Here is a 25,377-nt window from a genome sequence, read left to right as displayed (position 1 = left end):
CCCGATGGCGGTGGGTCAGTCAGCTTATGTGTAGCTGATCCACTGAAGTGCGCCCCAAAAGTTGGACAGTGATTGTTAGGCTACAGCGGACCTGGCTCTGTACGCTACAGGGCTCAGTCCGCCAAGTTTCGTTTTGATTCGCTTATGGTTGTAGTAATGGATGTATTCAGCCAGTCCAGCCTGCAACTGAGCCACACTCTCGAAGCTTTCCCGGTAGTAAAACTCTGACTTCAACGTGCCGAAGAAGCTCTCCATTGTGGCGTTGTCATAGCAGTTTCCTCTGCGTGACATGCTCTGTTCCAACCCTGCTTTTTCTAGTCGATCCCGGTACTTCGGGTATCGATAGTGCCAACCTTGATCCGAGTGCAACATGGGCTTGACGCCCTCAGGCAAGCGCTCAAGAGCTTGTTCCAGCATGTCGCCCACCAGGGCATATTGGGGGCGCGTGGCGGTTTGATAGGCCACAATTTCTCCGTTGTACAAGTCTAAAACTGGAGACAGATATAGCTTTTCGCCTGCCACTTTGAACTCGGTGACATCCGTTACCCATTTCTGATTCGGTTGCTCAGCCTCGAACTGACGAGCCAGGATGTTAGGCGATACTTCTCCCATTGGTCCTCGATACGATCTGTATTTCTTCGGTCGCACCGTACATTTCAGACTCAACTCCCCCATCAGTCGCCGCACAGTTTTACTGTTGATCAACTGTCCGTCGCTCCGCAGAGCTAAAGTCATACGGCGATAGCCGAATCGCCCCTTATGCTCGTCTTGAAGGCTCTGGATAGAGGCTTTTAGCGAAACGAACCGGTCTGCTCCGTCCATCGCCTTGAGTTGGTAGTAGTACGTGCTGCGGGCGAGCCCAGCCAGCTTGAGCAAATGGTCCAAGGGGAAGCTGTGCCTCAACTCAGAGACTAATTGGGCTTTTTCTTCGCTTCTTTCTCGCGCCTCATCACTGCCTCGCCTAACTCCCCAAGCTTTTTTAGGTAGGCGTTCTCCATGCGCAAATACTGGAGTTCATCAAGTAAAGCCTTGTGAGCACGTTCTTGGTCGGTGAGTGGAATGGCCGTTTTTCGAGGTTTAGCAGGTAGCTTGGACATAGCGGTATTCGATCCTTTTTCCCCTGAGGCCAGGGCTTCAATACCGCCACTGTAATACTGCTGCTGCCATCTGCCCACTTGGGTAGAGTCACCCAGATTGAAGAGTGCCGCTGCGCGGCGAAAAGAAAGGGAGTCACGCCACATGCGTTGCAGAACGGAGAACTTGAACAAAGCACTGTAACGTCCACCGGTACTACTCAGACTGGCCTCACCGTGCAGCCGGTAAGCTTCCACCCAACGGCGAAGTAAAGTGGGGTCCATTTGAAATCGAGCAGCAATATGGCGAAAGCCTCGGCCTCGTTCCAGGAAGGCGGTAATGGCGGAAAGCTTGAACTGCGTTGTGTACTTGCTCATGAAAAAGCCCCAGGAGTTGGATGGGTGTCCAACTTCTGGGGCGCACTTCACCACCGCCATCGGGAGCAAGCCCCCTCCCACATTTTGAGCTTCAGTGTTTTCTAGAGGGTGTTTGCTCAGGCTTTGGCAGCGGCCAGGATCAAGGCTTTCATCTCGGCGACCGCGCCTTTGAAACCAACGAACAGCGCGTGCGCCACCAGCGCATGGCCGATGTTCAGTTCGTTGATGCCCTTGATCGCCGCCACGGCTTCGACGTTGTGGTAGTGCAGGCCGTGGCCGGCGTTGACGATCAGGCCTAGGTTGAGACCGCAGTTCACGCCTTCAATGATGCGTTGCAGCTCATCGGCCACTTCGGTCGGCGTGGTCGCATCGGCATAACGCCCGGTGTGCAGCTCGATGGCCGGCGCGCCAACGCGGTGCGAGGCTTCGATCTGGCGCTCATCGGCGTCGATGAACAGCGAGACTTCGCAGCCGATCCGCGACAGGCGCTCCACTGCGGCCTTGATCCGCGCCTCCTGGCCGGCCACGTCGAGGCCGCCTTCGGTGGTCAGTTCCTGACGGGTCTCCGGCACCAGGCAGATATGCGCCGGGCGGATGCGCTCGGCGAACGCCATCATTTCTTCGGTGACGCCCATTTCGAAGTTCATACGGGTTTGCAGCACATCCTTGAGCAACAGCACGTCGCGCTCCTGGATGTGCCGGCGGTCTTCGCGCAGGTGTACGGTGATGCCGTCGGCGCCCGCTTCTTCGGCGTCCAGCGCGGCTTTGACCGGGTCCGGGTAACGGGTGCCCCGGGCCTGGCGCAGCGTGGCGACGTGGTCGATGTTGACGCCGAGAAGAATGCGATTGCTGGTGGTCACGGAAGCGCTCCTGAAAAGGGAAAGAAACGCTGCACAGCATACACGGGGTTGTCAGGGCTTTCGAAACAACTCGCGACTGACCAGCGGCCGCCCGCCCAGATGCACGGCCAGGGCCTGGCGCATCAGGCGCTTGGCGGCGGACAACGCGCCAGGCGCGGTCCAGTCAGCTTCGCTCATGGCCAGCAGTTCGGTGCCCTGAAACAGGCCGGGTTGCAGCAGGTACACACGCTCCAGGCCGGCGTCGACTTGCAGGCGATACATGCCGTCGGCGGCGATGGGCTCGCCGTGCAGGTCGTTGCTCAGTTCAAAGCCGTAGCCCAGGTCGTCGAGCAGGCGCCATTCGAACGCGCGCAGCAGCGGCTCCAAGGGGCGGCCTTCGGCCAGGGCCAGCAGCGTGGCGGCGTAGTGATCGAAGACCGCCGGGTGCGGGTCTTCGGCGGGCAGCAGGCGGATCAGCAATTCATTGAGATAGAGGCCACTGAACAGTGCCTCGCCATTGAGCCAGGCGGAGTTGCCGACGCTTTCCAGGCGGCCGACGTTTTTCAGCTCGCCCTTGCCACGAAACTCCACGTCCAGCGCCACGAACGGCCGCGCCAAGGTACCTGTCTTGCCCCGCGCACTGCGCAACACCGCGCGCAGGCGCCCCTGGGGCGTGAGGAAGTCCACCAACGCGCTGGTCTCGCGGTAGGCGCGGCTGTGCAGCACATAGGCGGGTTGGCTGGGAGGCGGGGTTGAGGACATGGGTTCTCGTTGCTGGAATGCACTAGTGAAAACAACACCAACCTAATGTGGGAGGGGGCTTGCCCCCGATGGCGGTGGCTCAGTCAAAATATTTAGTGACTGACACTCTGCTATCGGGGGCAAGCCCCCTCCCACATTTATAGCCCTGCGGTGGATTCGAGTCCTTACAGGTCGCCGTAACCCAGGGAGCGCAATGCGCGCTCATCATCGGACCAGCCACCCTTCACCTTCACCCACAGGTTCAGCATGATCTTGGAATCGAACAGCAATTCCATGTCCTTGCGCGCTTCAGTGCCGATGCGCTTGATGCGTTCGCCCTTGTCGCCAATGATGATTTTTTTCTGGCCGTCACGTTCGACGAGAATCAGCGCATGGATATGCAGGGTCTTGCCCTGTTGCTTGAACTCTTCGATTTCGACGGTGATCTGGTACGGCAGCTCGGCGCCCATCTGGCGCATGATTTTCTCACGCACCAATTCGGCGGCGAGGAAACGGCTGCTGCGGTCGGTGATCTGGTCTTCCGGGAAGAAGTGCTCGTTCTCCGGCAGGTAGCCGGCAATCACGCGCTCCAGGGCTTCGAGGTTGTGCCCGTGCTGGGCCGAGATCGGCATGATCTGGGCATTCGGCAGTTGTTCCTGCAGCCAGCTCAGGTGCGGCATCAGCTCGGCTTTGTCTTCGATGCGGTCGGTCTTGTTCAGCGCGACGATCAACGGGCCGGTGACGTACTGCACGCGCTCGAGAACCATCTGGTCTTCGTCGGTCCACTTGGTGCGGTCGACCACGAAGATCACCACGTCGACGTCTTTCAACGCAGCCGAGGCGGTCTTGTTCATGTAGCGGTTCAGGGCTTTCTCGCCGCCTTTGTGCATGCCCGGGGTGTCGACGTAGACCGCTTGCACGGTGCCTTCGGTCTTGATGCCCAGCATGTTGTGACGGGTAGTCTGCGGCTTGCGCGAGGTGATCGCGAGCTTCTGGCCGAGGATGTGGTTCAGCAGCGTGGACTTGCCCACGTTGGGACGGCCGACGATGGCAACATAGCCACAGCGTGTTGCGGTTGAATCAGTCATGGCCATTCTCCACGCCCAGGGCAATCAGTGCTGCAGCGGCCGCTACCTGTTCGGCAATACGACGGCTCACACCCTGACCTCGGCTTTTTTCATTCAATAAGGTGATTTCACATTCCACGAAAAATACGCGGCAATGCGGCTCACCCTGGATATCCACCACTTCGTAGCGTGGCAGTTCGCACCCGCGGGACTGCAGGAATTCCTGCAGGCGGGTCTTGGGATCTTTGTTGGTGTCGACCAGGGTCAGGCTTTCGATCTCGGACGTCAGCCAAGCGGTGACGCGCGTCTTGGCCGCTTCCATGCCTGCATCCAGATAGATGGCGCCGATCAGCGCTTCAAGCGCGTCGGCCAGGATTGACTCGCGACGGAAACCGCCGCTCTTCAACTCACCGGAGCCCAGGCGCAGGTACTCGCCCAGGCCAAAGCCACGGGCCAGAACGGCCAGGGTCTCGCCCTTCACCAACCGCGCACGCAAGCGCGACAGCTGGCCTTCACGGGCTTGAGGGAAGCGTTCGAACAGGGCTTCACCGGCGACGAAATTGAGGATGGCATCACCGAGGAATTCCAGGCGTTCGTTGTTACGCCCTGCAAAACTGCGGTGTGTGAGGGCAAGGACCATCAGTTCCTGGTCTTTGAAGGTGTAGCCGAGCAGGTGCTCGAGACGACTTAGAGAAACGCTCACGGTTTACCCATATCTGTTTGGTGGCACCGGCGGCCATCGACGATTGACGCAGTGTTCAAATTCAAATCCTGGTTGGCGCTGCATGAGGCTGGAGATTGTCCAAGCCCCAAAAAAGCATTCGGCGCTGTGATCACAGCGCCGTCTGTATTACTTGATCAGCCCGACCCGCGAGAAGTTCGGCAGGTGGCTGAGTTTGGGTTCCGGCCAGCTCATCCAGACCGCGAAGGCCTTGCCGACGATATTCTGGTCGGGAACCATGCCCAACAGATCCTTGGGAATGGTGGGATCATCCCAATAGCGGCTGTCGTTGGAGTTGTCGCGGTTGTCGCCCATCATGAAATAGTGCCCGGCCGGCACTTTCCATTCGCCATCAGGCATTGCGCGGTAGCGACTCATTTCCTTGCGGATTTGGTGCTCCACCGCACCGAGTTTTTCCTGATACAGCTCGGCGCTGCCCAGGGTGTTCGGTTCGGCACCCAGTAGCTGCTCGGCCACCGACTCACCGTTGATGAACAGGCGCTTGTCGCTGGTGTAGCGAATCACGTCACCCGGCAGACCGACCACACGCTTGATGTAGTTAACGTTCGGATCGCTCGGGTAGCGGAACACCATCACATCGCCGCGCTGCGGGTCGCCGATCTCGATGACTTTTTTGTCGATCACCGGCAAGCGAATCCCGTAGGAAAACTTGTTCACCAGGATGAAGTCGCCCACGTCCAGGGTCGGCTTCATCGACCCCGACGGAATCTGGAACGGCTCCACCAGGAACGAACGCAGCACCAGCACGATAAATAGCACCGGGAAGAACGATTTGCCGTATTCAACCAACAAAGGTTCTTTGTTCAGCTTCTCGATCACCACGACGTCGGGCTGGCTGACGCTGCCCTGATAGGACGCGATAGCCGCCCGCCGACGCGGGGCGAAGAACACAAGATCGAGCAACGCCAGGAGTCCGCAAACGGCAACGGCGATGACCAGCAACAGCGGGAAATTTAGCGACATAGGACCTAACTATCCAACCTGAGCACCGCAAGGAAGGCTTCTTGTGGAATTTCCACGTTGCCCACTTGCTTCATGCGTTTTTTACCGGCCTTTTGCTTCTCAAGCAGCTTGCGCTTACGGCTGACGTCGCCACCGTAGCATTTGGCCAGTACGTTCTTTCTGAGTGCCTTGACGGAAGTCCGCGCAATGATCTGCCCACCAATGGCGGCCTGGATCGCGACGTCGAACATCTGGCGCGGAATCAGTTCTTTCATCTTCTCGGTCAACTGTCGACCTTTGTAGTGCGCGTTGTCCTTGTGCACGATCAGTGCCAGGGCATCGACCTTGTCGCCGTTGATCAGCACGTCCAGCTTCACCAGATTAGCCGACTGGTAACGATCGAAGTGGTAATCCAGCGAAGCATAGCCGCGACTGGTCGATTTGAGACGGTCGAAGAAGTCCAGGACCACTTCGTTCATCGGCAAATCGTAGGTCACTTGCACCTGGGTCCCGAGGAACAGCATGTCGTGCTGTATGCCACGTTTCTCGATACACAGGGTAATGACGTTGCCCAGGTGCTCCTGCGGCACAAGAATATTGGCGCGCACGATCGGTTCGCGCATGTCTTCGATGGAAGACAGGTCTGGGAGCTTGGAGGGGTTGTCGACGTAAATCGTTTCACCGGTTTTGAGCAACAACTCAAAAATAACGGTTGGCGCGGTGGTGATCAGGTCCAGGTCGTATTCGCGCTCAAGGCGCTCCTGGATGATCTCCATGTGCAGCATGCCGAGGAACCCGCAACGGAAACCAAAGCCCAGGGCGTCGGAGCTTTCCGGGGTGTACTGCAACGACGAGTCGTTGAGGGTCAGCTTTTGCAGGGCTTCGCGAAAGTCTTCGAAGTCGTCGGAGCTGACCGGGAACAGGCCGGCGTACACCTGCGGCTGGATGCGTTTGAAGCCCGGCAGCACGTCGACGTCAGGGGTGGAGCTCAAGGTCAGGGTGTCACCCACCGGCGCACCGTGAATGTCCTTGATGCCGGCGATGATGAAGCCGACTTCACCGGCTTTCAGATCAACGGTGGCGGTGTGTTTGGGGTTGAACACACCGACGCTGTCCACCAGGTGGATCTTGCCGGTGGATTTGACCAGGATCTTGTCGCCTTTCTTCACACGGCCATGGCGCACGCGTACCAGGGAGACAACCCCCAGGTAGTTGTCGAACCAGGAGTCGATGATCAACGCTTGCAGCGGATCTTCGTAGTTGCCGGTTGGGGCGGGAATGGTTTTCACCAGGCGTTCGAGCACTTCGTCGACGCCCTGGCCGGTCTTGGCGCTGCACTCGACGGCGTCGGTGGCGTCAATGCCGATGATTTTTTCGATTTCTTCCTTCACGCGGTCCGGATCGGCCTGCGGCAGGTCGATCTTGTTCAGCACCGGCATGACTTCCAGGCCTTGCTCGATGGCGGTGTAGCAGTTGGCCACGGACTGGGCTTCAACCCCCTGCCCCGCGTCCACCACCAGCAGCGCGCCTTCACAGGCCGCCAGGGAACGACTGACCTCATAGGTGAAGTCGACGTGGCCGGGGGTGTCAATGAAGTTCAGCTGGTACTTGATACCGTCTTTGGCGGTGTAGTACAGGGTAACGCTGTGGGCCTTGATGGTGATCCCGCGCTCGCGCTCGAGGTCCATGGAGTCCAGCACCTGGGCTTCCATTTCACGCTCGGCAAGGCCGCCGCACATCTGAATGAATCGATCGGCCAGCGTCGACTTGCCATGGTCAATGTGGGCGATGATGGAGAAATTGCGGATATGACTCAAATCACTCACGGATCAACACTCAAAAAGGCTGCAGGCAGACTGCCCGCTGAAAAATAGCCGGGAATTGTACCTGATGCTCGGGCCAGGCGTCATCTTTGCTGACCAGAACAAAAATGCCCCGATCTCTCGAACGGGGCATTTTTTGTTCATAAGCGCACGATCACCCGGCGCGGCGCAGCAGCCAGAACCCGGCCAGGGCGCATATAGCGGTCGGCACCAGCACCGCAAACAACGGTGAGAAACCGAACACGAGGCTCGACGGGCCCAGCAAATCCTGGGCAATACGGAAGGCAAAGCCCACCAGCACGCCAGTAAAGACCCGCTGACCGAGGGTTACGGAGCGCAACGGGCCGAAGATAAACGAGATCGCCATCAGCACCAGCGCGGCGGTGACGACCGGTTGCAGCACCTTGACCCAGAACGCCAGCCAGTAACGGCCGTTATTCAGGCCCTGATCCTTGAGGTAGTGGATATAACTCCACAAACCGGAGATCGGCAGGGCTTCCGGGACCATGACCACAGTGTTGAGCAGTTCCGGCTTCAGGGCGATGTCCCATTGTTCGGTGGGCACATTGATCACTTCGGTGCTGGCCTTGATGCCCTGGCCCACATTGCGGAAGTAAGTGGTGGTGACATCACTCAGCGTCCATTTCTCAGCACTGTACTGCGCGCGCTTGGCGAAACTGGAGGTCAGCATGTGCCGCTCTTTGTCGAACGTGTAACGCGTCACACCAATCAGCAGCCCGTCGGGCTGCACGGCGTTGATGTGGATAAATTCATCACCCTGACGGTGCCACAGGCCGTGCCTGGCGCTTTGCGCATCGCCCGAACCCTGGGCCAGGGCACGATTGGCCTGGGCAGTGGCTTCGGACGGTGGCGCCACGTACTCGCCTATCAGCACGCTGCACGCCATCAGCAACAGCATCGGTTTCATGACTGCCCAGACGATACGGCCGATGGAAACCCCCGCCGCACGCATGATCGTCAGCTCGCTGTTGCTGGCCAGGCCGCCCAGGCCGATCAGGCAGCCGATCAACCCGGCCATCGGCATCATCTCGTAGAGACGACGCGGAGCGGTCAGCGCCACGAAGCTCAATACATCCATCACGGTATAGGTGTCGGTGACGTTGCCCACTTCATCAATGAAGGCGAACAACGACGCCAGCCCGAGGATGATGCCCAGTACCGCCAGGATGGCGATCAGTACGCTGCTACCAATGTAGCGATCGAGCTTAGTCACGCGCCAACTCCTTCAGGCCACGACGGCTCTTCATTTTCAAACGTATAGGTTCCCAATAGAGCAGCCCCAGGCCGATCACCAGGAAGATGCCATGCACCCACCAAAGGCCGATGACTGGCGACAACTTGCCTTTTTCCAGGGCGCCACGGGCGGAAATCAGGATGGTCAGGTAGGCCATGTACAGCAAGATCGCCGGCAACAGTTTGAGGAAACGGCCCTGTCGCGGGTTTACACGAGACAGCGGCACGGCCATCAGGGTCACGATAAACACCAGAAGCGGCAGGGAAATACGCCATTGCAGCTCGGCGATGGAGCGCAGTTCGGGGCTGCCGAAAAGCGACGACGTCGGGAGCGCATCGCGGTCGGTGACTTCTTCGCTGATCTCAGGACGAGCCAGCATTACGCCATAAGTGTCGTATTTGATTGCCCGATAATCCGCCAGGCCCGGGCTGCCATCATAACGATAGCCATTTTCCAGGATCAGGTAACGGCTGCCGTCGGGGCGAACTTCCTGGCGGCCGCTGTCGGCCACCAGAATCGAAATACCACGATCTTTCTGGTTCTGCCCAAAGTTTTTCTGGGAAATGAACACACCGCCGAGGTTGGCGCGGTCATCGGTCATGGTTTCGGTGTAGGTGACCCGCGTGCCGTCGTTGAGTGCCTGAAAGCGCCCGGGCTCCAGGGTGTCGAACTCGGTCATCGCGTCCTGTTTGTTCAACAGCAACTGGAACTGCATGGCGCCTTGAGGCGCCAGGCTCATGCTCAACCAGGCCACCATCAGGGCAACACCGGCGGCCGGCACCATGGTCATGGCCAGCAGACGCTGCTGACTCATGCCGGTGGCCGAAAGCACGGTCATTTCACTTTCAAGGTACAACCGGCCGTAGGCCAGAAGAATGCCGAGAAACAGGCCGAGCGGCAGGATCAGCTGCAGGAAACCTGGCAGGCGAAAGCCCATGATCAAGAACAACGAGCCCGGATCCAGGGCGCCAGAAGCCGCCTGGGCAAGAAACTTGACGAAACGACCACTCATGATGATGACCAGCAACACTGCGCTCACGGCACTCAGGGTCAACAGGACTTCGCGGGACAGATAACGGAAGACGATCAAACCAGACACTCCAGGGTTGTCAGGCTAAGGCGGCCAAACAAGCAAGCATAACGAGTCGGCCCGTTTAAACAGGCCGGCTAAAAAGATGGCGCATTATCCTGTGATTGACCGCGCCTGTCACGGGGCTTACTCATGCGCGTACACAAAGCGTGCGGCAAGGGTTGTCAGGCTCCGCCAGCGAGGTTCAAACTGCGGGCTTTGTCGCTGGCGGTTTACACGGCTGCCAGGCTTTAAAGCCGGAGCACACAGACTCCAGGCTCACAGACCTTTATAAGGGACCCGAACATGGAATTGGTTGTAAAAAGCGTTAGCCCCGAAACGTTGAAAACCGCCACCCTCGTGGTCGCTGTCGGCGAAGGCCGCAAGCTCGGCGTTGCCGCCAAACAACTCGACGAACTGAGCGGCGGCGCCATCAGCGCGATCCTCAAGCGCGGCGACCTGGCCGGCAAAGTCGGCCAGAGCCTGCTGCTGCAAAGCCTGCCCAACCTCAAGGCCGAGCGTGTGTTGCTGGTAGGCGTGGGCAAGGACGCCGAACTCGGCGACCGCCCGTTCCGCAAGATCGTCAGCGGCATTCTCACGACCCTCAAGGGCCTGGGCGGCAGCGATGCAGCGCTGGCACTCGATGAAATCGTCGTCAAAGGCCGCGACAGCTATGGCAAGACCCGCCTGCTGGCCGAAAGCCTGCTCGACGGCGGCTACGTCTTCGACGAGTTCAAGAGCCAGAAAGCCGAACCGCGCGCCCTGAACAAAGTCACCCTGCTGACCATCAAGGCCGCCCAGGCTGAAGTCGAACGCGCCGTGACCCACGCCCAGGCCATCGCCGCCGGCATGTCGTTCACCCGTGACCTCGGCAACATGCCGCCGAACATCTGCCACCCGACCTACCTGGGCGAGCAGGCCAAGGCGCTGGGCAAGGAATTCAAGAGCCTGAAAGTCGAAGTCCTGGATGAGAAGAAGATCAAGGAACTGGGCATGGGCTCGTTCTACGCGGTCGGCCAGGGCAGCGACCAGCCGCCACGCCTGATCGTGATGCAATACAACGGCGGCAAGAAGGCCGAGAAGCCTTACGCCCTGGTCGGCAAAGGCATCACCTTCGACACCGGCGGTATCAGCCTCAAGCCGGGTGCCGGCATGGATGAAATGAAGTACGACATGGGCGGCGCCGCCAGCGTGTTCGGCACCCTGCGTGCGGTACTGGAGCTCAAGCTGCCGATCAACCTGGTGTGCATCCTGGCCTGCGCCGAGAACATGCCGAGCGGCGGCGCGGCCCGTCCGGGCGATATCGTCACCACCCTCAGTGGCCAGACCGTCGAGATCCTCAACACCGACGCCGAAGGCCGCCTGGTGCTGTGCGATGCCCTGACCTACGCCGAACGCTTCAAGCCACAGGCAGTGATCGACATCGCCACCCTGACCGGCGCCTGCATCGTCGCCCTCGGTTCCCACACTTCGGGCCTGCTGGGCAACAACGACGAACTGATCGAGCAACTGCTCAGCGCCGGCAAGGCCGCCGACGACCGCGCCTGGCAACTGCCGCTGTTCGACGAGTACCAGGAACAACTGGACAGCCCGTTCGCCGACATCGCCAACATCGGCGGCCCGAAAGCCGGCACCATCACTGCGGCCTGCTTCCTGTCGCGCTTCGCCAAGAACTTCAACTGGGCACACCTGGACATCGCCGGCACCGCCTGGACCAGCGGCGGCAAGGACAAGGGTGCCACCGGCCGTCCGGTGCCACTGCTGACCCAGTACCTGCTGGATCGCGCCAAGGCCTGAAAACCGTGACCCCGGGGCGGCGCTACAGCCGCCTCGGGCTCCAGGAACCGCAATGACCCAAGTCGACTTCTATATATTGCCCAGCGCCGACCCGCTCGCGCGCCTGGACTTTGCCTGCAAACTCACCGAAAAAGCCTGGCGCATGGGCCACCGCATCTACCTGCATTGCAGCGATGCCGCCCAGCGCGACGAGCTCGACGCCCGCCTGTGGCGCTTCAAGGGCGAAAGTTTCGTGCCCCACGGCCCCGCAGAAGCTGAACCCGAAGGCCAGGTGGTCCTGGGTGTGGGCGACAGCTGCGGCGATCACCATGACCTGCTGGTCAACCTCGACCTGAAAGTCCCGGCCTTTGCCAAGGCGTTCGCCCGCGTGGCGGAAGTAGTGGTGGAAGATCCGGCTATTCGTCAGGCCGCGCGGGAGAGTTTCCGTTTCTATCGAGAACAGGGCTATCCTTTGCAGGATCACCGGCTACAACGACTTTGAGTGCATGATGGACACCCCGAATACGATAAAAAAAGACGACCACCTGTTGGACGACCTGGAGTCGATCCGTCAGTTGCTGGGTGACGGCAACCTCCAACCGCCGCTGCTGACGGAGACCGTCAATGGCGACGTGCAGATTCCCCTGCTGTTCGACATGGTCGGCGCCAAGCCGGTTGAGCCGCTCGAACCGCAACCTGCCCCAGCCACCCCGGTTGTCGAAGCGGCGCCCGCTGCAGCGCCTGCCGAAAAGACCCCGGATGCCTTGCTACTGCACCTGGACAACGAACTGCGCGCCGCCGCGCAATTGATCATGCAGGACGTGATCGACGACTTCGCCCCGCATATCGAAACCGAGATCAAGCGCCGGATGGATGCGCGGATGGAGCGGTTGCTCAGTCAATACCAGTCTTAAACCAGACACATACCCCCTGTGGGAGGGAGCTTGCTCCCTCCCACATTTGATCGCATGCGCCTTAAGGCCGTCTTCAACTCGCCCTCTCCCCTCTCCCCCGTTATACTTGTCGGCTTTCCTGAATTAATGCCAACTAGGGTCCCGCCGCGCATGGATAAGACCTACCAGCCGCACGCTATTGAAACTTCCTGGTACCAGACCTGGGAGTCCGAGAACTATTTCGCTCCGCAAGGCGCGGGCGATTCCTACACCATCATGATTCCGCCACCGAACGTCACTGGCAGCCTGCACATGGGCCATGGCTTCAACAATGCGATCATGGATGCGTTGATCCGTTTCCGTCGCATGCAGGGCCGCAACACCCTGTGGCAACCGGGCACCGACCACGCCGGTATCGCCACGCAGATGCTGGTGGAACGCCAACTCGAAGCCACCGGCCAGAGCCGTCACGACCTGGGCCGCGAAAAATTCCTGGAAAAAGTCTGGGAATGGAAGGATCAGTCCGGCGGCAACATCAGCCGTCAGATCCGTCGCCTGGGCTCGTCCGTCGATTGGAGCCGCGAGCGCTTCACCATGGACGACGGTCTGTCGGAAGCCGTGAAAGAAGCCTTCGTGCGCCTGCATGAAGACGGCCTGATCTACCGCGGCAAGCGCCTGGTCAACTGGGACACCAAGTTGCACACGGCAATTTCCGACCTCGAAGTGGAAAACCACGACGAGAAAGGCTTCCTGTGGAACCTCAAGTACCCGCTGGCCGATGGCGCCAAGACCGCTGAAGGCAACGACTACCTGATCGTCGCCACTACCCGTCCGGAAACCATGCTCGGCGATGCCGCCGTGGCCGTTAACCCGAACGATGAGCGCTACCAGGCCCTGATCGGCAAGTTCGTCGAGCTGCCGCTGGTTGGCCGGCGTATCCCGATCATCGCCGACGACTATTGCGACCCTGAATTCGGCACCGGCTGCGTGAAAATCACCCCGGCCCACGACTTCAACGACTACGAAGTCGGCAAGCGCCACAACCTGCCGCTGATGAACATCTTCGACAAGAATGCCGCCGTGCTGCCGGCCTGCCAGGTGTTCAACCTCGACGGCACGCTGAACGAGAGCATCGACGGCAAGATCCCGGCTGAATACGCCGGCCTCGACCGTTTCGAAGCGCGCAAGCAGATCGTTGCCGCCTTCGACGCCGCCGGCCTGCTGGTCAGCGTCGACGACCACAACCTGAAAGTGCCGAAGGGCGACCGCTCCGGCACTATCATCGAGCCTTGGCTGACCGACCAGTGGTACGTGTCCACCAAACCGCTGGCCGAGCCGGCGATTGCTGCCGTGGAAGATGGCCGTATCCAGTTCGTGCCCAAGCAATACGAAAACATGTACTTCTCGTGGATGCGCGACATCCAGGACTGGTGCATCAGCCGTCAGTTGTGGTGGGGCCACCGCATTCCGGCCTGGTACGACGAGTCGGGCAAGGTCTACGTCGGCCGCGACGAAGCCGAAGTGCGCGCCAAGCACAACCTCGGCCCGGACGTAGCCTTGCAACAGGACAACGACGTACTGGACACCTGGTTCAGCTCGGGCCTGTGGACCTTCTCGACCCTGGGCTGGCCGCAGCAGACCGAATTCCTGAAGAAATTCCACTCCACCGACGTACTGGTCACCGGCTTCGACATCATTTTCTTCTGGGTCGCCCGGATGATCATGATGACCATGCACCTGATGAAGAACGAGGACGGTACCCCGCAGGTGCCGTTCAAGACCGTGTACGTCCACGGCCTGGTGCGCGATGGCCAGGGCCAGAAGATGTCCAAGTCCAAGGGCAACGTCCTTGATCCGCTGGACATCATCGACGGCATCGACCTGGAATCCCTGGTGCAGAAACGCACCTCGGGCTTGATGCAGCCGAAACTCGCGAAAAAGATCGAGAAGCAGACCCGCGACGAGTTCGCCGACGGCATCGCCAGCTACGGCACCGACGCCCTGCGCTTTACCTTCTGCTCGCTGGCGTCCACCGGTCGCGACATCAAGTTCGACATGGGCCGCGTCGAAGGCTATCGCAACTTCTGCAACAAGATCTGGAACGCGGCGCGCTACGTGCTGGATAAAGGCGAAGACTGCGGGCAGAACGGTGAAGCCGTCGAACTGTCCCTGGCCGACCGCTGGATCATCTCGCAGTTGCAGCGCACCGAAGCCGAAGTGACCCGCCAACTCGACCAGTTCCGTTTCGACCTGGCCGCACAAGCCTTGTACGAGTTCATCTGGAACCAGTATTGCGACTGGTACCTGGAACTGTCCAAGCCAGTGCTGTGGGACGAAAACGCGCCGGTCGAACGCCAGCGCGGCACCCGTCGCACCCTGGTGCGCGTACTCGAAGTGGCGCTGCGCCTGGCGCACCCGTTCATGCCGTTCATCACCGAAGAAATCTGGCAGCGCCTCGCGCCGCTGGCCGGTATCCAAGGTAAGACCATCATGCTGCAACCTTGGCCGGTGGCCAACGAAGCCCGCATCGATGAGGCTGCCGAAAGCGATATCGAATGGCTCAAGAGCCTGATGCTCGGCACGCGCAACATCCGCGCCGAGATGAACATCGGCCCGGGCAAGCCACTGGCGGTGTTCGTGAAGAACGCCAGCGCCGAAGACCAGCGTCGCCTCACCGAGAACGATGCGCTGCTCAAGAAGCTGGCCAAGCTGGAGTCGATCACCGTGTTGGCGGCTGGCGCCGAAGCGCCACTGTCGGCGACCGCACTGGTCGGCGACATGGAAGTGCTGGTGCCGATGGCCGGCCTGATCGACAAGGGCGCGGAACTGGCCCGTCTCGACAAGGAAATCCTGCGCCTGCAAGGCGAAGTGCAGCGGGTCGGCGGCAAGCTGTCCAACGCGGCATTCGTCGACAAGGCACCGGCTGAAGTGATCGACAAGGAACGCGCCAAACTGGCCGAGGCTGAACAGGCCCTGGGCAAGCTGGCGGAGCAACATGCGCGGATTTCCAGCCTGTAAGGGCTAGCCGTGCGAGAAAAGAGACCTTCGGGTCTCTTTTTTTTCCTTTGCAAACCCGATCAATGTGGGAGGGGGCTTGCTCCCGATAGCGGTGGCTCAGCCAAACAGTTGGTGACTGATACTTTACTATCGGGAGCAAGCCCCCTCCCACATTTGAACGGGGTCGCCTCAAGAATGTGTGACAATACCCGTCACTTTTGAAACAACCCCAGAATCGATGCAGCCATGACTTCCCCCAGCACACCGAAACCTTCGCGCAAGAAGCCTAAAACCGCCACCACGGCCAAACCCGTCGTGCCGCGCAAAGAGGCCACCCTGCACCCACGCAACCGCCACCAGGGCCGTTACGACTTCCCGGCGCTGATCAAGACCACGCCGGAACTGGCGGAGTTCGTGATCATTAACCCTTACGGCAAGGAAAGCATCGACTTCGCCAGCCCGGACGCCGTGCGCGTGTTCAACCGGGCGCTGTTGAAGTCCTTCTATGGCGTGCAGCATTGGGACATCCCGGCGGATTACCTGTGCCCGCCAGTGCCGGGGCGTGCCGACTATGTACACTTCCTCGCCGACCTGCTGGCCAGCGTCAATGACGGCGAAATCCCCCGTGGCGCGCCGGTCAAGGTGCTGGACATCGGCATGGGCGCCAACTGCGTCTACCCGCTGATCGGCTACAGCGAATACCGCTGGCACTTCCTCGGTTCGGAAGTCGACCCCACCGCCGTCGCTGCCGCCAAGGCCATCGTGCAGTCCAACGGCCTGAACAAGGCGATCCAACTGCGTCAGCAGAGCAATCCCAAGCATATTCTGCTGGGCCTGCTGGAACCCGGCGAGCGCTTTGACCTGACCATGTGCAACCCGCCGTTCCACGCGTCCATGGACGAAGCCACCAAGGGCAGCGAACGCAAATGGCGCGCCTTGGGCAAGGCCGATCCGAAACGCAAGTTGCCAGTGCTGAACTTCGGCGGCCAGTCGGCCGAGCTGTGGTGTGAAGGCGGTGAAGCGCGCTTCGTAACGCAATTGATCGCCGAGAGCGCGCACTTTGCCCACAAGGTGCTGTGGTTCAGCACCCTGGTGTCGAAAGCCTCGAACCTGCCCGCGATCCAGACGGCGCTGAAAAAGGCCGGTGTACTGGCGAGCCAGGTGGTGGAAATGTCCCAAGGGCAGAAGCAGAGCCGGTTTGTCGCCTGGACCTTCCAGACCCCATCCGAGCAGCAGGTGTGGCGTCAGCGCTGGGCACGCAAAGACTGAGCCCAAATCCCGGGCAACAAAAAAACGTGCCCGGATCGCTCCGGCGCACGGTTTTTTTTGCTGCGTCTTACTTGTTAACAGCGTCGGTCAGGCCTTTGGCCACAACCAGCTTGATAACTTTCTTGGCAGCGATTTCGATGGCAGCGCCAGTCGAAGGGTTACGGCCAGTACGGGCAGGACGCTCGGTCACTTTCAGTTTGCCAACGCCTGGCAGAGTGATTTCGCCGCCGTTTTCCAGCTGATCAGCAACAATTTGGCTCAGTTGATCCAGCAGAGCGCGCACGGTGGTTTTCGGTGCGTCTACTGCTTCAGCCAGGTCGGCGATCAGTTGGTCTTTAGTAATAGCCATTGTGGTGTTCCTTCCCTATCAAATTCATATGGATTGCAGAGTGCGGTGTCAGCCGTCGAGCCCGACCGTCAAGGCCTGGCATCCCCGGCTATAACCACGGAGATCGGGGTTATAGATGCTTGAATCGGGGATTGGTTCGACCTGACAAGTGCTGAATGCACGCTTAACGCCGAGTCTTGGGCGTAAGACCGGGCAAAACTAGCACAGAGACGGGGAAATATCCGCCTCTACCTACCCATTTGGTCAGCTTTATCGCTCTAAACCGTGAAAAAAAGGCATATGGCCCGTCGGAGGGCTTCCAAAACACCTTCCAAGCACGTCTTGGCCAATGGGTGCGGTACACTGGGCGACTTTTCGGGGAGGCCAACCGCTCCCCTATCAACCAGCCGAGAAGCCTATGCCGATCCGTCATTGCATCGTCCACCTGATCGACAAAAAACCCGACGGCACACCCGCAGTTCTCCACGCCCGCGACTCCGAGCTTGCCGAGTCGGCCGCGATCGAGAACATGCTTGCCGACCTCAACGAGAGCTACAACGCCAAACAAGGCAAGGCCTGGGGTTTCTTCCATGCCGAGTCGGGCGCGCACCCGTTCAGCGGCTGGTTGAAGGAATATTTCGAGGGTGGCCAGGATTTCACCACGTTCAGCCGCACCGCCGTCGAACACCTGCAGAAGCTGATGGAAGAGTCCAACCTGTCCACCGGTGGCCACGTGCTGTTTGCCCACTACCAGCAAGGCATGACCGACTACCTGGCCATCGCCCTGCTGCACCACAGCGAAGGCGTGGCGGTCACCGACGAACTGGACGTGACCCCATCGCGTCACCTCGACCTGGGCCAGTTGCACCTGGCGGCGCGGATCAACGTGTCAGAGTGGCAGAACAACAAGCAGTCCAAGCAGTACATCTCGTTTATCAAAGGCAAGAACGGCAAGAAAGTCTCGGAATACTTCCGCGACTTTATCGGCTGCCAGGAAGGCGTCGACGGCCCAGGCGAAACACGCACCCTGCTCAAGGCGTTCAGCGACTTCGTTGAAAGCGAGGACCTGCCCGACGAAACTGCCCGCGAAAAAACCAAGACCCTGGTGGACTATGCCAGCAGCCAGGCCAAGCTCGGCGAGCCGATGGGCCTGGAAGAATTGTCGGGTTTGATCGATGAAGATCGGCCTAAGGCGTTCTACGACCATATCCGTAACAAAGACTACGGCCTGTCGCCGGAGATCCCGGCCGACAAACGCACCCTCAACCAGTTCCGCCGCTTCACCGGGCGCGCCGAGGGGCTGTCGATCAGTTTTGAAGCGCACCTTCTGGGCGACAAGATCGAGTACGACGAAGCCGCCGGCACCCTGATCATCAAGGGCCTGCCGACCCAACTGACCGACCAGCTCAAGCGCCGTAACTGATGCTCGGCGGGGTCTTTAAAAAAGTCCTGCTGGTGTTGCTGGTGGTGGTGGTGATCCAGAACTGGGGCAAGGTCGAACGGCTGTTCAACCCGTCCCAGGTGGTCTCCGAGCAGACGCGGGCCTCGGCGCGCGTGGTGCTCTATTCGACCGAGTGGTGTGGCTACTGCAAACAGATCCGCCGCTTCCTCGACCAGAAAGGTATTCCGTACCAGGCGTTCGATATCGACAAAGACGCCGCGGCGCGCAAGGCCTATGAGGCATTGGGTGGTGGTGGGATTCCGTTTGTGGACGTGAATGGCACGTTGATTCGCGATTACAGCCCCGAAGCGATCATGGCGGCGCTGAAGTAATCAGCGCACCACAATCATCCGTCCCAACACCGTGTGCTGTTCGAACCCCAGCACCGCCTGCAACGCATTCAGTACGGCGTGCGGATCGTTACTCGGGAAGCTGCCACTGACACGCCGGGCGCCCAGTTCGTCGTTGAGCAGCAGGATGCGGCCAGGGTAGTAACGGCGCAAATCCTCGACCACCTCGGCCAGCGGCGCCTTGTAGTAGTTGAGCCAGCCGTCGCGCCAGGCCAGGCGTGCTTCGCTGTTGACCGCGTGCCAGGGCTCGGCGACGCCATCGGCATAGGCCACTTGCTGACCCGCCGTAAGAATTTGCTGCTGCCCCTGCTTGGCCGGTGTGACGCCGACCCGCCCCGACAACACCGTCACCTGCGCGCCCGCCGGTTGCAGGCGCACTTCGAACTGCGTGCCCAGCACCCGCGTTTCACCACTGCCCGCTTCCACCACAAATGCCGCGCCGGTGTGAGTCACGCTGAAAAAGCCCGCACCGCGACGCAGTTGGACATGCCGCTCACCCTGGCTGAAATCCACAGCGATGGCGCTGTCGGCATCCAGGGTGACGTGGGATTGATCGGCCAGGGTCACGGTTTTCACCTCGCCCGGCGCCGTGACGTAATCCGCGCCGAAGTCCTCGACCCAACGCGACGGTTGCCAGCCGGCGCCCATCGACAGCATCACCAGCAGGCACGCGGCCATCGCCAGCGCGCCGGCCCCGCGCACGACCCGCGAGCGTTTCGAGGTGTGCATCGCATTCAGGTAGCCCTGTAAGGCCAACGCGTCTTCATCCGCCAGTTTGCGCGCCGGTACTTCGCTCAATTCCCAGAGCATTTGGGCCTGTGAATAGGCCTCGACGTGTGCCGGGTCGGCCTGCAGCCAACGGCTGAAGGTGGCCTGGTCGCCGCTGCTGGGCTGGTCGTGCAACAGGCTCAGCCAAGCCAATGCGGCCTGTTGCTGGTCGGGCGTCGGGGTGACGTTCACGGTGCTTTCCCTGGCGAGCGTGGAGGCGATGGCTCACGAAGGCTGGCTTTGCAGGCTTCGAGGGCACGCATCATATGTTTTTCCACGGCACTTTGGGACAGCCCCATGGCCTTGGCGATTTGCGCGTACTTGCGGCCGTGGATGCGGTTGAGCAGGAAGATCTGGCGGGTGCGCTCGGGCAAACTGCGCAAGGCGGCTTCGACGTGACGCAGGTCGTTGCCGGCCTCCAACGCAGCCTGGGGTTCGGAGCCCTGATTGTCCTGCTGCTCGGGCAACCAGCCTTCGTTGCTGCGCACCCGCGCGCTTTCGCTGCGCAAGTGGTCGATGGCGATATTGCCGGCGCAGCGCAGCAGGTACGTGCTGAGTTCTTCGACCTGCACCAGCGGCCGGCGCCAGAAGCGCAGGAACAAGTCCTGCACCAGGTCGGCCGCCGTGGCGCGACAGCCCACGCGCCGGCTGACCAGCGCTTCCATTTGCGAGCGCTGGGACAAAAATACCTGCAGGAAATGCGCACGCCCACCCGCTGCGTCAGCGGGCTGGCTGTCCTGGGGTTCCGGTGGCGTACTGATCATCATGCGCGGCTCACAGGGTGGCGAAGGCCGCGACGGGGCTGGCCAGCAGGCCAACGCCCGCCAGGCACAAGGCCAACCTTGGCCGATACGGCAACAGCAGCACCAGCAACAGCGCGCTGAGCATCAACACCGCGCACCACTCCACCAGGCCCTGGGCCCAGCCCGTGGCGGCCACCGCCGGCCAGATCGATAGCGTCAGCAGCCACCCGCCAGCCACGCGCAACCCCAAGCGGCGACGCGGCGACGGCTTGCTGTGCAGCAGTTCGCCATGGTGACGGTCGGTAGACAGGCACAGTGCGGTAAACCCGACGTAGCACATCAGCCATGCAAGCAACATTCAGTGCGCCTCCGATTTGAGATTGAGCGGGCGTGCCCTTTCGACCTTGGGTTGGGGCGCCGTGCGACGGTGCATTTTCCAGGCGGCCCAGGCGAGAAACACACCGCTGCCCAGGCACGTCAGGTCGAAGCCGGCCATGGCCCAGTCGCCCGTCGCCAGCGACACGCCCAGGTGGTTCGAGGTGGTCAGCGCGTTGAGCAGAGGGATCGCGCTAAACAACAGTGCACCAACGCTCAGTTGCTCGACCCAGGCCAGGCGCCCTCGACGCAGCACGGCGTGCAACAGGCTCAGGCCCCAGACGATAAAGAAGACCTGTACTTCCCAGTCGGAACGCTCGGCAACGCTCACCGGCAGCAAACGGTTGGCCCAGAAGAACGCCGCGATGGCGAGCAACAACCCGGACATGCTGGCGATATTCAGCACTTGCACCAGGCGCAGCTCAAACGGCATGCCCCCGGTTTTGGCGTGCTTGAGCTGGCGCTTGCCGAGCCAGATCACCAGCCCGGTGCCGATCATCGCCGTGCCCGCCAGCCCGCAGATAAAGTACAGCCAGCGCAACACCGGACCGGCGAAATGGCCCATGTGCAGGCCATAAAAACTGCCGCCGATCGCCGCCGGCAGCGATTGCTCAGCGCTGACCCGCAGCAGCTCGCCGGTGCTGCCGTTGAACGACACGGTGCTGCCGAAATCATGCACCACGCGGTCGGCGCCGGCGCGGAACACATTGACCGAGGCGTTCACGTCACTTGGGTTATTCACCGCCAGCCGCCCCACATGCCCACCCGCCCACTGCGCCCGCGCCTGCTCGTACATCGGCAGCAACGGCAACAAGGTGCCGGGCTGGCCGAGCGCCGGTGCGTTGTCGGTGGAGGGGAACACATCGTTGAAGAAGGCCCGGCTGTCGTTGCCGTAAGAGGCCACGATGGGGGCCGGCATGACCAAGCTCATGAAGATCACCAGGCTGCTGTAGGTGATCATCAAATGAAACGGCAGCACCAGTACGCCCACTGCGTTATGCCCGTCAAGCCAGGAGCGCTGACCCTTGCGAGGGCGGAAGGTGAAGAAGTCCTTGAAGATTTTTTTGTGGGTGATGATGCCGGTGATCAATGCGACAAACATCACCATCGCGGCAAGGGTGGATAACCAGCGGCCCCAGGGATGCGGCATTTGCAACTGGAAGTGGAAGCGATAGAAGAACTCGCCGCCCTTGCTTTCACGGACCTGCACGGCTTGGCCGCTGACCGGGTCGAGGACTTTCTGGATGAAGTCGCCGCGCTTGCCGGGGTCGACCTTGTCTTGCCACATCACCGACAAGCCAGGGTCGCGGCTGTCCGGCAAGGTGATAAACCAGCGCGCGGCGTTGGGCGCATGCTGTTGCAAGTAGGCTTGGGCCACCGCGAGGCTGCGCCCATCGTCCAGCGGGTGGGCCTGCACTTCGGGCTGGGTCCAATGGCTGATTTCATCTTTGAAATACGACAAGGTGCCCGTCAGAAAAATCGCAAACAGCAGCCAGCCAAAGATCAGTCCGGCCCAGGTGTGCAACCAGGCCATCGCCTGGCGAAAACCTTCTTTCATGTGCGTGCCATCCATACACCCACACCCGCCAGGGTCGCGAACAACGCGCTCGGCAACATCACGCCACACCACGCACGCCAAGCCGTGCGGCAGGCAAAGCACCACAGCACCGCCAACAGGTAGAACACAAACGAACTCATCATCCCGGTGATCACCGCATCGGCGCGGGACGTGGGCAGCCACAGCGCCAGGCAGATGGCGGCCAGGGACGCCATCAGATAGCCGCCGAGCACAGCGGCCAATGCGCGTGATGTGACAGCGAGGCGGTAAGCGGCGGGAAGCGAGGTTTTGCTTTTCATGCAGGAAGCGCCAGGTTCATCAGAGCGCAATATTAATGATAAATATTCTCATAAGCAAAAGAGAACGGATGAATCACCTGCCTGAAGGCAAAACCTAACTGCCCGCCAGGCAACTCGGGGTGCCCGCGACCAAGGCGTCGATGGCGCAGCGGGTCTTGGCCGGCATGTGCGCCGCCGTGGGCCAGATCACATGGATCGGCGCGGGCTGCTCGCGGTAGCTCGGCAGTACCGCTTCCAGTTGCCCGCGCAGCACATAGTGCGCAATCAGCCAACTCGGCAACCAGGCCAGGCCCACGCCGGCGATGGCGGCATCGGCCACGGCCTGGAGGTCGTCCATCATCAGCGGCGACGCGACCTGCACACGGTGTGGGCGGCCTTGGGCGTCGTTGAGCTGCCACTCCAGGCGCGGCGCAGTGCAGCGGTAGGCAATGCCGCGGTGTCCGGCCAAATCCTCAAGGCGCTCGATTCGCCCGACACGCTGCAAATACGCCGGGGCAGCCGCCAGGCCGATGGCCTGTTCGCCCAGGCGCCGCGCGCTCAGGCGGTCGGTGTCGGGTAACGCGCCGATGCGCACCGCCAGGTCGAAACCTTCCTGGGCCACGTCGATCAGCCGGTCAGAAAACGAAATATCAATCTCCAACTGCGCAAAACGATCCAGCAGGCCCCACAGCGCCGGGGCCGCGTAGTGATGCCCGAAAGCCAGCGGCAAGCTCGCCCTCAAGCGCCCGCGAGGCTGCTGCCGACCGCTTTCCAGCACCGATTCGGCCGCTTCCAGCTCGGCCAGTGCGCGCAGGCAATGCTCGTAATAGGCCTGCCCGTCCTCGGTCAACCGCTGGCGGCGGGTGGAACGCTGCAACAGGCACGTGCCCAGGCGTGCCTCGAGTCGTGCCAAGCCTTTGCCCACGGCCGAACGGGTGAGGTTCAGCCGTTCGGCGGCTTCGGTCAGGTTGCCGCTCTCGACGATCTGCAGAAAGAGTTCAACGCCATCAAAACGTGGGGTAGCCATGCGGTAATTGTCGCCTTTGATTCCCTTATTGAAGGAAAACTTGTCACGAATAAAGAATCTGCTTCCCGCGAGAATGGCACGCTCCCCCTCTCGAAAGGAAGACCCCATGCCTCCCGCCGTCGTTGTATCGGCTGTCAGCGCATCAAGCACCGCCAGAAACGCGCTCGCCCTCACTGCCGTGTGCCTCGTGGCGCTGATGTTCGGCCTGGAAATCTCCAGCGTGCCGATGATCCTGCGCACGCTGGAACAGCAACTGGGCACCGGTTTCCAGGATGCCCAATGGATCATGAACGCCTACACCCTGGCCTGCACCAGCGTGCTGATGGCTGCCGGTACGCTGGCCGACCGCTTTGGCCGGCGACGCATGCTGGTGCTGTGCCTGTGGCTGTTCGGCCTGGCCTCGCTGGCCTGTGGGCTGGCCGAAGACGCGTCCCTGCTGATCGGGGCGCGTTTCGTCCAGGGCGTGGGTGCCGGGGCGATGATGATCTGCCAGTTCGCGATTTTGTCGCACCAGTTCCGTGAGCCGGCGGCGCGGGCGCGGGCATTCGCGGTGTGGGGTGTGATTGCGGGCCTGGGCCTGGGCTTCGGGCCGATGGTGGGGGCGTTGATCCTGGCAGTTGCGGACTGGCGCTGGGTGTTTCTCGTGCATGTGCCGCTCACGCTGCTGACATTGGTGCTGCTGCATGTCAGCGTGCAGGAGTCGCGCGATCCGGCCGGCAATCGCCTCGATATCGCCGGCATGGTCACCTTGACGCTGTCGGTGTTTGCGCTGGTTTACTTCATCACCCAAGGCACCGAGAACGGCTTTGGCGCACCGGCCATGCTCGGCTGGGCAGGCTTGTCGCTGGCCGCGCTGCTGCTGTTCATCTTCATTGAGCGGCGCAGCGCCCATCCGATGTTCGACTTCTCGGTGTTTCGCCTCCAACGTTTCAACGGCGCGTTGATGGGTTCGATCGGCATGAACTTCAGCTTCTGGCCGTTCATGATCTACCTGCCGTTGTACTTCCAGGCGGGCCTGGGCTACGACACCCTGACCACCGGCGGCGCCCTGCTCGCCTATACCCTGCCCACCTTGCTGGTGCCGCCGCTGGCCGAACGCCTGGCCCTGCGCTACGGCGCCGAACGGATCATCCCGTTGGGTCTGGGGGTGATGGGCACGGGTTTTATGGCCATGGCCGCCGCCAATGGCGCCGCGCATCCAAGCATCGGGCTGGTGCTGTTCAGTTGCGCGATGGCCGGCGTGGGCTTGGCGCTGACCAACTCCCCGACCACCAACACCACCACCGGTTCGGTGTCGGCGGATCGTGCGGGCATGGCCTCGGGAATCGACCTCAGTGCGCGACTGATCACCCTGGCGGTCAATATCGCGCTGATGGGCCTGGTGCTCTTGCTGGGGATCAGCCATCAACTGGCCGAAGTGTTGCCGGCCACCACCGCACTGGATTGGCCCGCCATCAGTCAGAACATTGCAGCGGGCAAGCTGGAGGGGCTGACATCAATGGGCCTGGCGCGTCCGGATGGCCAGGCGGCGCTACGCCATGGCGCCGGTTGGGCGATGCTGTTTGCGGGCGCGGGGGCTGGCGGGCTGGCGCTGTTAAGCAGGTATTTCTTCCAACGCGACAGGTAAACAAAAACGGGCCTGCAT

24 protein-coding genes are annotated in these 25,377 nt (G+C 61.2%); 8 read left to right on the top strand and 16 right to left on the bottom strand.

The annotated features are described in order from the left end of the window. Window positions 1–75: 75 nt before the first annotated feature. From ACS5Q8_RS05355 to lptF, 9 genes are all read right to left on the bottom strand, one after another. Window positions 76–1,451 (bottom strand): IS3 family transposase gene (locus ACS5Q8_RS05355; protein ID WP_465159113.1). Its coding sequence is split into 2 segments (ribosomal slippage): window positions 76–948 and window positions 951–1,451, totalling 1,374 coding nucleotides; the frame shifts between segments, so codons are not numbered across the junction. A 116-nt stretch (window positions 1,452–1,567) separates the two neighbouring features. After that, entirely contained in the window at window positions 1,568–2,311 is a 744-nt protein-coding gene (gene pdxJ, locus ACS5Q8_RS05350) for a pyridoxine 5'-phosphate synthase (protein WP_426099651.1), read from the bottom strand. Between the two features lie 51 nt (window positions 2,312–2,362). Further along, on the bottom strand, window positions 2,363–3,052 hold the full coding sequence (gene recO, locus ACS5Q8_RS05345) for a DNA repair protein RecO (protein WP_443696182.1): 690 nt from the start codon (window positions 3,050–3,052) through the stop codon (window positions 2,363–2,365). A gap of 164 nt (window positions 3,053–3,216) precedes the next feature. Continuing rightward, window positions 3,217–4,119, bottom strand: a complete 903-nt coding sequence (gene era, locus ACS5Q8_RS05340) for a GTPase Era (protein WP_247403227.1) — start codon at window positions 4,117–4,119, stop codon at window positions 3,217–3,219. Continuing rightward, the gene (gene rnc / locus ACS5Q8_RS05335) at window positions 4,112–4,801 is read right to left on the bottom strand and encodes a ribonuclease III (protein ID WP_276196640.1); all 690 of its coding nucleotides are present in this window, start codon (window positions 4,799–4,801) and stop codon (window positions 4,112–4,114) included. The genes era and rnc overlap by 8 nt, the downstream gene beginning before the upstream one ends. 147 nt (window positions 4,802–4,948) lie before the next feature. Continuing rightward, window positions 4,949–5,803 carry a signal peptidase I gene (gene lepB / locus ACS5Q8_RS05330; RefSeq protein WP_276196639.1) on the bottom strand — a complete coding sequence of 285 codons (855 nt, stop codon included), beginning with the start codon at window positions 5,801–5,803 and terminating at the stop codon, window positions 4,949–4,951. A gap of 5 nt (window positions 5,804–5,808) precedes the next feature. Next, window positions 5,809–7,608, bottom strand: coding sequence for a translation elongation factor 4 (gene lepA / locus ACS5Q8_RS05325; RefSeq protein WP_247403232.1), 1,800 nt, complete (start codon window positions 7,606–7,608; stop codon window positions 5,809–5,811). Window positions 7,609–7,759: 151 nt separating this feature from the next. After that, window positions 7,760–8,839, bottom strand: a complete 1,080-nt coding sequence (gene lptG / locus ACS5Q8_RS05320; RefSeq protein ID WP_276196638.1) for an LPS export ABC transporter permease LptG — start codon at window positions 8,837–8,839, stop codon at window positions 7,760–7,762. Then, complete coding sequence (lptF, locus tag ACS5Q8_RS05315) at window positions 8,832–9,950, bottom strand: LPS export ABC transporter permease LptF (protein ID WP_276196637.1); 1,119 nt, start codon at window positions 9,948–9,950, stop codon at window positions 8,832–8,834. Before lptF ends, lptG begins: the two co-directional genes overlap by 8 nt. Window positions 9,951–10,235: 285 nt before the next feature. Between lptF and ACS5Q8_RS05310 the strand changes: the two genes are divergently transcribed. From ACS5Q8_RS05310 to rlmF, 5 genes are all read left to right on the top strand, one after another. Then, a complete protein-coding gene (locus tag ACS5Q8_RS05310; RefSeq protein ID WP_426099653.1) occupies window positions 10,236–11,726 on the top strand; it encodes a leucyl aminopeptidase in 1,491 nt (496 codons plus the stop codon). Window positions 11,727–11,778: 52 nt separating this feature from the next. Continuing rightward, window positions 11,779–12,207: a DNA polymerase III subunit chi gene (locus tag ACS5Q8_RS05305; RefSeq protein ID WP_247403241.1), complete on the top strand. Its 429-nt coding sequence runs from the start codon at window positions 11,779–11,781 to the stop codon at window positions 12,205–12,207. 7 nt (window positions 12,208–12,214) lie between these two features. Next, window positions 12,215–12,619: a DNA polymerase III subunit chi gene (locus ACS5Q8_RS05300; RefSeq protein WP_276197901.1), complete on the top strand. Its 405-nt coding sequence runs from the start codon at window positions 12,215–12,217 to the stop codon at window positions 12,617–12,619. Window positions 12,620–12,769: 150 nt separating this feature from the next. Then, complete coding sequence (locus tag ACS5Q8_RS05295; protein ID WP_465159899.1) at window positions 12,770–15,616, top strand: valine--tRNA ligase; 2,847 nt, start codon at window positions 12,770–12,772, stop codon at window positions 15,614–15,616. A 225-nt stretch (window positions 15,617–15,841) separates the two neighbouring features. Further along, window positions 15,842–16,864: a 23S rRNA (adenine(1618)-N(6))-methyltransferase RlmF gene (gene rlmF / locus ACS5Q8_RS05290; protein WP_276196634.1), complete on the top strand. Its 1,023-nt coding sequence runs from the start codon at window positions 15,842–15,844 to the stop codon at window positions 16,862–16,864. 67 nt (window positions 16,865–16,931) lie between these two features. Here rlmF and ACS5Q8_RS05285 read toward each other — a convergent pair whose 3' ends face one another. Continuing rightward, window positions 16,932–17,213 (bottom strand): HU family DNA-binding protein, encoded by a 282-nt coding sequence (locus ACS5Q8_RS05285; protein WP_003212743.1) that lies wholly within the window; start codon window positions 17,211–17,213, stop codon window positions 16,932–16,934. Window positions 17,214–17,610: 397 nt separating this feature from the next. Here ACS5Q8_RS05285 and yejK point away from each other — a divergent pair, with 397 nt between their 5' ends. Both yejK and ACS5Q8_RS05275 read left to right on the top strand, forming a co-directional pair. Further along, complete coding sequence (gene yejK, locus ACS5Q8_RS05280) at window positions 17,611–18,615, top strand: nucleoid-associated protein YejK (RefSeq protein WP_247405233.1); 1,005 nt, start codon at window positions 17,611–17,613, stop codon at window positions 18,613–18,615. Then, on the top strand, window positions 18,615–18,965 hold the full coding sequence (locus ACS5Q8_RS05275; RefSeq protein ID WP_247405236.1) for a glutaredoxin family protein: 351 nt from the start codon (window positions 18,615–18,617) through the stop codon (window positions 18,963–18,965). The genes yejK and ACS5Q8_RS05275 overlap by 1 nt, the downstream gene beginning before the upstream one ends. Here the strand turns inward: ACS5Q8_RS05275 and ACS5Q8_RS05270 are convergent, their stop codons facing one another. The 6 genes from ACS5Q8_RS05270 to ACS5Q8_RS05245 all read right to left on the bottom strand — a co-directional run bounded on the left by ACS5Q8_RS05270 (window position 18,966) and on the right by ACS5Q8_RS05245 (window position 23,732). After that, window positions 18,966–19,943: a FecR family protein gene (locus ACS5Q8_RS05270; protein ID WP_465159898.1), complete on the bottom strand. Its 978-nt coding sequence runs from the start codon at window positions 19,941–19,943 to the stop codon at window positions 18,966–18,968. Further along, on the bottom strand, window positions 19,940–20,518 hold the full coding sequence (locus ACS5Q8_RS05265; RefSeq protein ID WP_253393517.1) for an RNA polymerase sigma factor: 579 nt from the start codon (window positions 20,516–20,518) through the stop codon (window positions 19,940–19,942). The genes ACS5Q8_RS05270 and ACS5Q8_RS05265 overlap by 4 nt, the downstream gene beginning before the upstream one ends. 7 nt (window positions 20,519–20,525) lie before the next feature. Further along, the gene (locus tag ACS5Q8_RS05260) at window positions 20,526–20,852 is read right to left on the bottom strand and encodes a DUF3325 domain-containing protein (protein ID WP_465159897.1); all 327 of its coding nucleotides are present in this window, start codon (window positions 20,850–20,852) and stop codon (window positions 20,526–20,528) included. Next, on the bottom strand, window positions 20,853–22,427 hold the full coding sequence (locus tag ACS5Q8_RS05255) for a PepSY domain-containing protein (protein ID WP_247408407.1): 1,575 nt from the start codon (window positions 22,425–22,427) through the stop codon (window positions 20,853–20,855). After that, complete coding sequence (locus ACS5Q8_RS05250) at window positions 22,424–22,726, bottom strand: DUF3649 domain-containing protein (RefSeq protein WP_247408408.1); 303 nt, start codon at window positions 22,724–22,726, stop codon at window positions 22,424–22,426. The genes ACS5Q8_RS05255 and ACS5Q8_RS05250 overlap by 4 nt, the downstream gene beginning before the upstream one ends. Before the next feature lie 94 nt (window positions 22,727–22,820). Continuing rightward, window positions 22,821–23,732: a LysR family transcriptional regulator gene (locus ACS5Q8_RS05245; protein WP_253393513.1), complete on the bottom strand. Its 912-nt coding sequence runs from the start codon at window positions 23,730–23,732 to the stop codon at window positions 22,821–22,823. Window positions 23,733–23,838: 106 nt separating this feature from the next. On the opposite strand from ACS5Q8_RS05245, the gene ACS5Q8_RS05240 reads away from it, so the two are divergent. After that, entirely contained in the window at window positions 23,839–25,359 is a 1,521-nt protein-coding gene (locus ACS5Q8_RS05240; RefSeq protein ID WP_465159896.1) for an MFS transporter, read from the top strand. Window positions 25,360–25,377 lie beyond the last annotated feature (18 nt).

This window comes from Pseudomonas sp. PAMC25584, assembly GCF_058135675.1.
Note: the sequence above shows the minus strand (reverse complement) of the source record. Positions and strands in the feature narration are given on the sequence as shown.